Origin of the sequence: Flavobacterium micromati, assembly GCF_900129585.1 — a bacterium.
GTDB lineage: Bacteria > Bacteroidota > Bacteroidia > Flavobacteriales > Flavobacteriaceae > Flavobacterium > Flavobacterium micromati.
Window position 1 is genome coordinate 1 of the sequence record NZ_FQWF01000023.1, and the last position, 10,991, is coordinate 10,991.

Annotated in this window: 11 protein-coding genes and 1 pseudogene; 8 read left to right on the forward strand and 4 right to left on the reverse strand. The window is 30.5% G+C overall.

Annotation, left to right across the window (positions count from 1 at the left end; genetic code table 11):
• Window positions 1–959: transposase (locus BUB42_RS15825; protein WP_244533956.1), on the reverse strand; the 959-nt coding region annotated here is incomplete at its 3' end.
• 96 nt (window positions 960–1,055) lie between these two features.
• Between BUB42_RS15825 and BUB42_RS15830 the strand changes: the two genes are divergently transcribed.
• From BUB42_RS15830 to BUB42_RS15840, 3 genes are all read left to right on the forward strand, one after another.
• Window positions 1,056–2,882 (forward strand): DUF6892 domain-containing protein, encoded by a 1,827-nt coding sequence (locus tag BUB42_RS15830; RefSeq protein WP_073022123.1) that lies wholly within the window; start codon window positions 1,056–1,058, stop codon window positions 2,880–2,882.
• Window positions 2,883–4,085: 1,203 nt separating this feature from the next.
• Window positions 4,086–4,847: a phospholipase D-like domain-containing protein gene (locus tag BUB42_RS15835; RefSeq protein WP_073022125.1), complete on the forward strand. Its 762-nt coding sequence runs from the start codon at window positions 4,086–4,088 to the stop codon at window positions 4,845–4,847.
• Window positions 4,848–5,169: 322 nt separating this feature from the next.
• Complete coding sequence (locus tag BUB42_RS15840; RefSeq protein WP_073022127.1) at window positions 5,170–5,982, forward strand: phosphatase PAP2 family protein; 813 nt, start codon at window positions 5,170–5,172, stop codon at window positions 5,980–5,982.
• 331 nt (window positions 5,983–6,313) lie between these two features.
• Here BUB42_RS15840 and BUB42_RS16320 read toward each other — a convergent pair.
• A pseudogene (locus tag BUB42_RS16320) lies at window positions 6,314–6,409 on the reverse strand (transposase); the annotation flags it as partial.
• 18 nt (window positions 6,410–6,427) lie between these two features.
• Window positions 6,428–6,583, reverse strand: a complete 156-nt coding sequence (locus BUB42_RS16515) for a hypothetical protein (RefSeq protein WP_170857245.1) — start codon at window positions 6,581–6,583, stop codon at window positions 6,428–6,430.
• A gap of 112 nt (window positions 6,584–6,695) precedes the next feature.
• Between BUB42_RS16515 and BUB42_RS15845 the strand changes: the two genes are divergently transcribed.
• Entirely contained in the window at window positions 6,696–7,322 is a 627-nt protein-coding gene (locus tag BUB42_RS15845) for an AbiU2 domain-containing protein (RefSeq protein WP_073022128.1), read from the forward strand.
• A 224-nt stretch (window positions 7,323–7,546) separates the two neighbouring features.
• Here the strand turns inward: BUB42_RS15845 and BUB42_RS15850 are convergent, their stop codons facing one another.
• On the reverse strand, window positions 7,547–7,804 hold the full coding sequence (locus BUB42_RS15850) for a hypothetical protein (protein WP_170857246.1): 258 nt from the start codon (window positions 7,802–7,804) through the stop codon (window positions 7,547–7,549).
• Window positions 7,805–7,978: 174 nt separating this feature from the next.
• Between BUB42_RS15850 and BUB42_RS15855 the strand changes: the two genes are divergently transcribed.
• From BUB42_RS15855 to BUB42_RS15870, 4 genes are all read left to right on the forward strand, one after another.
• Window positions 7,979–8,224 carry an AbrB/MazE/SpoVT family DNA-binding domain-containing protein gene (locus tag BUB42_RS15855; protein ID WP_073022131.1) on the forward strand — a complete coding sequence of 82 codons (246 nt, stop codon included), beginning with the start codon at window positions 7,979–7,981 and terminating at the stop codon, window positions 8,222–8,224.
• Window positions 8,215–8,538, forward strand: a complete 324-nt coding sequence (locus tag BUB42_RS15860; RefSeq protein ID WP_073022133.1) for a type II toxin-antitoxin system PemK/MazF family toxin — start codon at window positions 8,215–8,217, stop codon at window positions 8,536–8,538. The genes BUB42_RS15855 and BUB42_RS15860 overlap by 10 nt, the downstream gene beginning before the upstream one ends.
• 613 nt (window positions 8,539–9,151) lie before the next feature.
• Window positions 9,152–9,514 (forward strand): hypothetical protein, encoded by a 363-nt coding sequence (locus BUB42_RS15865; RefSeq protein WP_073022135.1) that lies wholly within the window; start codon window positions 9,152–9,154, stop codon window positions 9,512–9,514.
• 740 nt (window positions 9,515–10,254) lie between these two features.
• Window positions 10,255–10,455, forward strand: coding sequence for a DUF4177 domain-containing protein (locus BUB42_RS15870; RefSeq protein ID WP_073022136.1), 201 nt, complete (start codon window positions 10,255–10,257; stop codon window positions 10,453–10,455).
• Window positions 10,456–10,991 lie beyond the last annotated feature (536 nt).

The following is a 10,991-nucleotide window of genomic DNA, read 5'->3' on the forward strand; positions in this document are numbered from 1 at the left end:
TTGCACTGAGTGATTTCGCGTCCGTTGTGATAGCCTTTATCTACCAAAGCCGTGTAGGTTTCTACGTTTAGATTTTCTTTGGCTTCGATAGCGATAGCTGCCAGTGCGTTGCGATCATTGCGATTAATAGTGTGAGTAGCAACCACTAAATTGTGTTTATTGTCTACCGCTGCCTGGACATTGTAACTTATCTCGACCACAACTCCTTGAACCAGTAGTGCGCGTGAGTCAGAATCGGTGGTACTAATTTGTGAATCGCCACTATCTTTTAATTTTTCTTCCAGTAATTCATAGCGGATTTTGTTTTTCTTTAGACGCGCTATTTTTTCTTGGATTTTAGTAACGGTTACTGTGTTGTCTTTTACATCATTTGTTTCTAATTCTGTCAGGTATTCTTGGGTTCTTTCTTCAATATAAGCTAGATGTTTGTCAATTTTCTTTTGGTTAAAATTAGCTTTCTTGCTGTTGTGCGCTCTGCTTTTTGTGCCATCAATAGCGATGGTTTCACCAGCAACTAGGTCGGCATCTTTCAAAAAAGAAACAAAGAGTTTGAATAGTTTTCTAAGCCCTGCTGGGTTTTGTTTTCTAAAATCAGAAATGCTATGATAATTTGGGCAAATAGCCTCTAAGAGCCATTGTAATTCAATATTGCGAACGCACTCTTTTTCTAACTTCCTAGAACTTCTAAGGCCATTTAAGTAACCGTATAAATAGATTTTAAGAAACAACTTAGTGTCAAAACTGGGACGCCCTTCAGATTTTATAGTTTGTACCGTAAAATCAAGTGCTTCAAGGATGATGTGTTCTAAAAAAGCTTCAATAAAACGTCCCGAAGCTTCGGGAGGATTATCTAAAGCGATTTTATCTTCTAAACTACTTATTTGTATACGTTTACGCGATATTCCAGATATATGTTGTATTTGTAAATGTACAAATTTTCCCGCTTGTATCCGAAACATTTTGGTTATATTTGATGCAAATAAAACGGAAGTTTTCACAGACTGACGTTGTGCATTATTTTTCGACCGACGACCATTAACAATAAACACCAACTTATGAATTACGAATTTAATATTGAAAATTTTAAAAAAATTATAAATTCTGACGAAGTTCCAAACGATAAAAATGGACTTGATTTTATGATAGACGAAATCGATGTTTCTATAACAAAACCTTACCCAGATGAGGAAGGTAAAGAAGATGGAAATATGATTTTTATCGACAGTAATTCGGGTTTGCAAATGTCTTTTACAGTAAAAGGTAGTAAAGGTTATGAATTTTTTTTTGCGTTTTATCGTATTGGCAGCGAGGGCAGTTTTATTAAATTGGATGATAAAAGTCCAGCCAATGTTCAGAATTTTGCCAATAAAATTTGGATGAAAATTGTTGACAAAATTGATCATTTCAATACTCAATTAGCAGAGTTAGATGCTTCTTTTACTTTTGACAAAGTATTTAATATTATCAATTCTGAAGAAGTTCCTGAAACAGAATATGGTTTGCGTTTTGATTTAGGTAATACAAAAATAGCAATACAAAAAACTTATATAGATCTTGACGATAACCAAGAGTTAGGCGACAGTATTACAATAGATGATGATGGCGAATTATTAATTTACATTCGAGTTTCTAAGGCTAATGAAAAATCTTTTTTAATTTCAATTTATAAAGAAAACGACGAAAGTGAATATGTTCAGTTGAATAATGAAAGTCCAAAAAAGATTATTAAATTCTTTAATAAAATTTGGTTACAAATAGTTGAGGAAATCGAATATAGTGAGAATTCTGAATACACCAGTAATTTAACAAAAGAAGTTTTTATGAAAGCGTTTTGTGATTATAAAGTTCCAGATGATTTGATTATGTTATTTGAATTTGCAGAGATATACGGACATTTTGATTATTCTGAAAGTTTTTATCTAACAACTAAAGACGATACAGGATTAAAAACTTGGACAGAGGAAATGGAATTTCGCAATGCTTTTATAGAATTTGCGGGCGCAAACGGGACAGGAAGCGATTATGGATTTTGGATCATCGACAAAAATTTAAACAAATGCCCAATTGTGATTTTTGGAGATGAAGGCGGCATTCATATTATTGCAGAAAATATTAGGCAACTGCTACAATTAGTAACGTTTGACCACGAACCGTATGTGAGTTTTGAAGATGTTTACTATTATATTGATGATGAAGAAAACGATTATGAACACAGCAGAAGTCACACAGAATATACAAATTGGGTGAAAGAAAACTTTAATTTAAACCCGATTGAAACCGAAGAAGAAGCAGAAAATATTATTAAAAATGCACAATTTAAATATCAATTTCATTTAAATAGATTTCTTAAAAAGTTTGGAATAGAAATTTACAAGCAAGAAGAAAAAAATTACAATGAACATCGCGAAATGCAGGCAAAGGGATTTTATTCACTAAATTTTAAGTTGGTTGTTTTCGATAATTTATTAGAATTAGGATATTTTAAAACAGAATGGCAAAATTTAAAAGACAAATTTTACGACAATGAAAATTATGAATACGAACCAATTACTGAACTTTTAGATTTTTGCCGATATTTAGAAATAACTGACGAACTATTAAACGAAATAAAGAAAATTGAATTTGACGGTGCACTTGATATTTATGCAGACCTCATTCCAAATTGGGATGGTGAAGATGTCACTTTCGATGTTGATGATTTGTCGGATATTATAAAACTTAAAAATATTGAAGAAATTTCTGTAATATCAATGCTCACAACTTTAGATATTGAGCCTTTATTGCAATTAAAATCTCTGAAAAAGATTGGGTGGTACAACCTGAACGAAAATGAAACACTAAAAGAAAAACTGCGCTTAAACGGTGTAGAAGTTACGAGCTAAAAATTAAAACATCGCATATAAGCTAAGGCTCCTATGTAAAGCTTTCAAAGTTTTTAACAACTTTTTATATGGGCGATTTGTGGGTGATTTTCGAATATAAAATACCGTTCCAACGGTTTGTTGAAAAAGGTGGGAACAACTTTTTGTCCACCGTACGATATAAACAGAAAAAGTTATTCTGACTTTTTCAATAATGCGATGATTAGTTTTTGCTCTTTTATATCATATTTCACTTTTAAATTCTTAGAGCTCGGCTCCTATTTATGGACTAAATAAATAACTACCAGCAGCTATATAGTTGTAAGAATAATAAAAAATTTTGGCATCCAATGCATCTGTTTTCTAATACCGTTCTTTATTTCCTGTCTTCACGTCAGCTGGGTTGACTACCAGTACATTCCAGCCTAAGTTTAAAAAATAGCGAGCTTCAGAAAACCCATAACAATCTATTTCATAAACCAAATAAAAATCATTATTACGCAATTTTTAGCTACGTGTTGCTCTAAATTTTATGGTTTTTATTGCATCTAATACGTTTTATGGAAAAATAAATCGGTCTGAATGGAAACTGTCCATGTTTTCTTGTGTATATCCAAACCAATATAGACTTTTGGACTAGTAGTAATTTGAACACTCATATCATTAAAGTATTGGCAGACAGCTAAAACTGTACTGCAGTTAATATTTATTTTGAGGTTCAATTTACTGCTTTTACATAGATGCTTGTTGCGTTCGCCGCGGCGAACGAACACCCGAGCGACAGCGAACGGACGAAGTAATGAACCCGCGGTTGAATCCTCCGCGGCGGACAGGCTAGAACTGGTTGAGAGTCCGTTCCTATGGGGATGTCGTTATTGAAGTTTTGTAAATTCAAGAGGATGTAGAATCCTCTTTTTTTTTAAATTGCAAATTTAGAATCTCTGATTATTATCATTTTTTTATGTAAAATCAATTCCTCAAGCTCAGCTGTGATTTATAAATAATTCCATAAAACACAAATACTTATTGACTGCGGCCATATTTTTTACACTACTACTCTAAAATTTTTAACGCGTTAATCTAGATATAATGTGCATGCCTGAACATAGAATTTCTCTTAATTAAGTGAAAAATAAAATGCTATATTTGACTTCTACAAAATCGAAATTTTTTTATCGACTAACGCTTTAAGTTTTTTTAAAAAAACTAAATAACTGATAACATATGTTTTATAACGGAGCAAATTGTGATATTTATATTGGAAAAGGTGCGGGTCATAAATTACTAAATGATATCCATAGCGCTAAAAAATCTGTTAAAGTTGTGTCTCCCTATTTATCTCCTTTTTTAATTTCAGAATTAATAAACTTAAATAAAAGAAGTTTAGAAGTTGAATTGATTACATCAGACAATATTGAAGATTTTTATGGCGATTATGATAAAAATCTCCATAAATTAATAATTCAGAACAAAGAAACCGATTATTTAGCAGAAAAAAAACGTGAAAAGTGGAAGAATATTTTAAGAATTTTGACGTACAGTTGGTTTGGAATTCTCACTATTTTAGTGGGAACTGCATTTTATCTTAAAAACATGAAAGTTGTTTATGGAATAATACCACTTATATTACTATTTTTTATCGGTAGGTATTTCAAAAATAAGATCAAAAATAAACGTATTTACACCTATTGGTATTCTCAACTTTTCCATTTTAAAGTTTATTTATCTCCCGATAAAGCTAATAAAAACGCAATGTTTATACATAGTAAAATATATTTAATTGATGAAAAAATAGCTTATTTAGGTTCTTTGAACTTTACTGCTAGCGGTGTAAAACACAACTATGAAACTCGAATACGCACGGACGACCCAAATGCAATAATAGAAATTAAAAATGAAATTTACCAGTTATTAAATAATTCAAACCTACCACAAAGAGACATACAATCTTGGGGAAGACAACTATACAAGGAACCAATTAACTAAAAAAAATATTACTGCCAAAAAGCCCCGACCTTACTGTTTTTCTAAAAAGTCAATAATGAAATCGTATATTATTGCAACGAAGCTGTATATCCTTTTTACATTTTGCATCAAACCATTATGATGGTCATAGCCTATTATATAATGAACCTAGAATGGTCTTTGGGCTTGAAAGCATTTATAATGGTTGTTGGCACATTCGGGTTTTCATGGTTCATTTATGAATTTTTTGTTCGAAGGTGGAAGTTTATGCGACCACTTTTTGGATTAAAAAAGAACTGGCAAACAGAATATTAAAAGACAATAACATTTAAAATAGTCTATTATGGCAATAGTTTACGCAGTTATTTTTGTATTTCTTATTTTGGTCTTAATAATAAACCAGAAGAGTTATTGGGGGGACAATAAGATAATTACTTTGAATTTTAAAAGAGAAATTACAATTTGTTTGGTATGCGTTGGGATAGCTTATGCATCTGGACATTTTCATAAAAATAAGGCTAGCAATCATATCAATTTTGAGATTGGTAGCTTAAAAAAGACTGAAATTGAAAAAATTAATTCAATTGATAAAATTATTGCTGGTCGCTGGGATATTTCAGCAAAAGATAATGGGAAGATATTTAACAACATTGCTATCTATTTAATACCCCTTTCTATTTTCTTTTTTACCGGTAGTGTAAAAAGGAGACTTGCTTTGTTTTTTGTTTTTTCGCAAGGATACTGGCTAACTGATAGTTTGACAGGTCTAACAAAAGGACTTGTAAATAGATATAGACCTTTTGCATACATAACACATAATGAAATAGAAAAATTAAGTTTAAGAGCTAAAGAAAAGTTTTTTGAGGATATTGTTGATTATGACATTCAAAATTCTTTTTTTTCAGGTGACGCTAGTCTCACGGCGTTTGGCTTTATGTTTTTTGCTATTAGTTATAGTTCATTTTATAAAGATAGTAAGTTGAAATCCCTGATCTGGATTTTAGCCATTATAGGAACTTTACTAGGATGTTATTTTAGAGCATTATCAGGAAAGCACTTTCCAACAGATGTTTTAATAGGCGGACTAGTTGGGACCGCTATAGCTTTCGGAATTATAAGAATTCATAAAAATGCGTCTAAGCCAATTGAATTATAACATTACTTATTGGGATAAGGATTTGAATTTCGCATTGCGTATTAAGTTAGAACATCCGCACGTATGTTCAATTATTCGTTACAGTACATTTCTACTTTCTTTATAAATCATCTAATAAATATAATACCTGTCTATTAGAATTTTTAAAATGAACTTAGCAAATAGAATTTAAAGTTTGGCAGTTATCATTTTTTTAATGAATTATGTAACAATTGATTGAGTCAATCGTCCTCGTAAATTATAAGAAGTTAAAAAAACTGCTCTTGTAAGAATAAAAATTTGTCTTGTGATATCGTACAGAAAGTGTCTTGACCCCAAAAAAACAAGAGTATTATTCAATATTGCGAATGCACTCTTTTTCTAACTTTTTGGAACTTCTAAGGCCATTTAGGTAACCGTATAAATAGATTTTACGAAACAGCTTAGTGTCAAAACTGGGGAGAACTTAGGATTTTATAATTTGTACCGTAAAACCAAGTGCTTCGAGTGAGATGTGCTCTACAAAAGCTTTAATAAAACGTATGGGATTTTCTGAGGCGATTTTATCTTCTAAACTACTTATTTGTAACTGTTGACGAGATGTTCCAGATATATGTTGCATCTTTAAATGTACAAATTTTCTCGCTTATATCTAAAATAAAATATTATATTTGATGCAAATAAAACGGAAGTTTTTTCACAGATTGACGTTACCGGCAATATCCAAGAAAATCATGAACTTAAAAGACGAACTTGAAATTAGAGTAAATAAAATTTGGGATATTCTTCAACTTGCGAAAGAATCCTTTTACTATTCTTATTATTTGCATAAACCGCATTCGGTAGAAGAACTTAATTATATAAATTCTTCAAATCATTTTGCATTTATAAAAATGTCTTTATGGAAAGTTTCTGTTATTGAATTATCCAAACTTTTTAATAAAACTGAAAGCCAAGACAAATTTAATTTAAATAAGCTTTTAGTGAATTTAAAATCAGATGGTCACTTTAGAAGTCTAAAACTTAGCTCACCGAAATTAGCTGACTGGGAAAAAAGGTTAGCAAAGAACAGGGAAACTATTAAACAAATTATTGATTTAAGAGATAAAGTTTACAGCCATACTGACAAAAATAATAACCACATCATAGATTCAGATATTACGTTCGAAAAAACCGAAAAACTTATAAAACTTTGTGAAGAAATTATCCAAGTTATTTTTATCGAAATATTTGACGCAGATGCAAAAATGAATCTGGTTTATTTTGACGAATCATTTAAAGAAATTCCTAAAATCTTAGCGCAAGAAGAAAACAGGAGAAAAGAAAAAATTATCGAAGATTATAAGCGATACTCCCGGTGACAGATAAGGGTTCGACAAATATAGGTTCGTTGCATTCGCCGGGGCGAACGAACACCCGAGCGACAGCGAACGCACGAAGTAATGAACCCGCGGTTGAATCCTCCGCGGCGGACAGACTGGAACCAATTGAACGTGCGTTAACACTATGGAGTTATCATAAAGTATGGAAAGAGAATTTCAAGAGGCAAGTTAGCCTCTTTTTTTTTGCAAAATTAAGTATTGATTCATTTAATCTTTATCAAACTTCCTAATCCGTTCAAATAATCATGAAAATAGATTTTAAGAAAAAACTTCATGTCATAACGTGATCCTCTCTCGGACTTGATTGTTTGAATTTTAAAACCAATCGCCACTAATGACAGCGCCTCTAAAAAAGCATCTATAAAACATACTGGGTTGTTGGGTAAAATAGTATCCTCTAATCCCGGAGCTTCTGGAGGGAAGACCATTTGATTAAGCGATATCCTTGTAATATGTTGCATGCTTGATTATACAACTTTTCTGTCTAATAATTAAATTATTATTTTATATTTGAATGAAATAAACGGAGATTTTTTCACAGACCAACTTTAATGTTAATATACAAAAAAATGATGAAAACCTTTGAAATTAATTGACGATGTAGTTACTTTGTAACAACAATAAAACAATGAGTTATGGAAACTGCAATAATCAAAATTGGAAATTCAAAAGGTTTGCGTTTAAGCAAAACTATTTTAGACAAATACAATATTAAAGATAAAGTAGAAATAATACTTGAAATGGGACAAATCATTCTCAAACCAATTGAATCGCCAAGACAAAATTGGGAGACAGCATTTGAAAAAATGAGTAACGAAGGTGATGATAAAATGTTAATGAACGATGTTTTTAATGATGAAAATTTTGAAGAATGGAATTAATTCAATATTCAATAGTTTTAGTGAATCTTGATCCTATATTGGGAAGTGAAAAACAAAAAACGAGACCTTGTGTTATTGTTTCTCCTAATGAAATTTACAAATACTTAAACACGATTGTTATTTCTCCTATGACATCAAGTTTAAAAGAATATCCAACGAGAATTCCTGTCAATCATAATAAAAATAAAGGAATGATAGCAATAGACCAAATTAGAACAATCGATAAAAAAAGAATTATCAAATTGTTAGGAAAATTGAATAAGTCTGAAGTTAAAATGACTAAGGAAATAATAAAAGAAACTTTTGTGGATTAATAAAGTAGTACCACCGTTAAAAGCAAAGGTTTAAGTACATTTTGAGAACGAACACCCAAGCAACTGCAAACTAATGAGGTAATTAAACTAATGTTGAATCCTCCGCGGTGGAAAAGCTGGAGTCGATTATATGCAGCTAACACTATGGAGTTATCATTAAGTATTGAGAGAGAATTTCAAGGCAGGCGAGCCTCTTTTTTTTTGGAATAGTAAATTAGGGCGACCTCAGGATTTAATAGTTTAAATCTTAAAACCAAGTGCCTCGACAACTCAGATTGGCTATACTTGCCTTTTCCCACTAAGTTTTTCTAAATTATTTTAAGCCTTTATACCTGTTCATGTTGTATGTGATCTTTGATACACCATTTATAAAATCGCTTTTACTGTAAAACAAATAAATTATATTTATCAAATAGTTTAAGTGTTGTACTTGTACAATAGTCATTATAAAGGTCTTTAAAAGTTTTTCGTTATACTGAAACTAGAAACAATATTTTTGAAAATCTATCAATTTTAAGATTTTAGTTTTACATTAAATCATTTTTTAAATTAAATATCAAAGTCATCTTCCGTTTAAAATAAATTCATACATTTGATTATAAACACATTACAGATGAAAATAAATTCTAATACTCACAATGTCTTTCACAGATCAACATTAATTTTCGGAATCGTCATTTGTTTTTTTGCTTTAATAATTTCAGGATTTGGTATCTGGCTTGTCTCATTAAACAGTTCAGGAAAAACAGAATTTGAATTATTCGGGCAAAAATTTTTCTCAGAAAATGTTGGAGTTTCAGCAATATTTATAGGTGCTGTAATTTTGATTTTGTCAGTAAGAAGAATATTAAATTCTCTAGACAAAATTTCTGATAATTATTCCAAGACAAATGTTGATATTTTAAGTTCGAGAAAAGCTAAAAAATCACCCTCCTCAAAAGAGGATGATTTTGATGATTTTAAGCTGACAATGTAAGTCTTTATTGCCACTAATACGCGGTTGACTGCGCTTGAAGTTACAATAGAGCTGTTGTATAAACAATATTTATACTTTTTACAAAATTCCTTAATTGTTTAAAAACTGCTTTACAGCAATTCTTATAAGATCTACCGATTTTATTTTTTGTCAAATCGAGCGCAGTCGAGATTCAATGTTGGTTCTCAAACGAAGTTTCTCGAATGAAGATTCTCGACTGCGCTCGAACCGAAAATAGAAGTCTTTTAGGAAAATATTACATCTACCAACAAAATTCCTCAAATTCTTAAAAACGGTTTTAGAGCAATTCTTGTAAGATCTACCGATTTTATTTTTTGTCAAATCGAGCGCAGTCGAGATTCAATGTTGGTTCTCAAACGAAGGTTCTCGAATGAAGGTTCTCGACTGCGCTCGAACTGACAATAGAAGTCTATTTTGAAAATATTACATCTACCATCAAAATTCCTTAATTGTTTAAAAACCGTTTAGGAATAATTCTTAAAATATCTTCCCTGTTCACTTTTTGTCAAATCGAGCGCAGTCGAGATTAAATGATAGATCTAGACTGAGCTCGAACCGACAATACAACTGTTTTCAAATCTTAAATTTATCACAATTGGATCACGTAACTTGTTCGAGTTATTTTTGGGAAAATAAGAAAAATAAACTTTTTTTGTAATCAAAATCAGCCATATTTACCGGAAAAATTTTAAAACTATTAAATTACCAAAAAAACTATTATGAAAGAATACAAAGTAGAAAGTTTAATTTATTACTCTAAATTGACCTTAGATTCCAAGCACATTGCTAATGACTCAAAAAAAGAAATTCAGGAAAAACTAGATGAATATGCCGCAAAAGGATATCGGTTCACGACATCAACATCAACAAATTTTGGTTCCGCAATTTATATTCATATGTATTTTGAAAAAGATATTTAATCAGCGTCAGACAATAATAATCTTTCTTCAAAAAAAATCCAGTCTTAAAATTAGACCATTTCATTGTACGCTCACTTTGAAATGGTCTTTTTTTTTATCAGTATTATTATTAGTAAAAAAATTCCTTAATTTTCTAAAAATAGGTGATGAAGTGATAGTTAGTAAATATCTTTAATACAAACGTTTATAAATATTTCATTATTAAACGCAACCATTCTTGTTTTTTGATATCTTTAACAAAAGACATGATGATGAAAAAAATATTACTTCCACTCTTATTTTCATTTTTATTTACATCCTGTTGGCTTACAACTGGTGGTGAGGTAGACAGAAACTGGCAACAATATAAACCCGTAATTATTGACCGCAGTCAACTTGAGAACTCCATCTCTTTTCAAAATGCTCAACCTGTTTTTAAATCAGGTAAAATATACATAAAAGTTTAGTACATGACAAAAATATATTTTACTGATTACCAGTAAAATAAACGACATTATATTAGGAAAAAAGACCGATGTTTTGTAAATTATAAGATT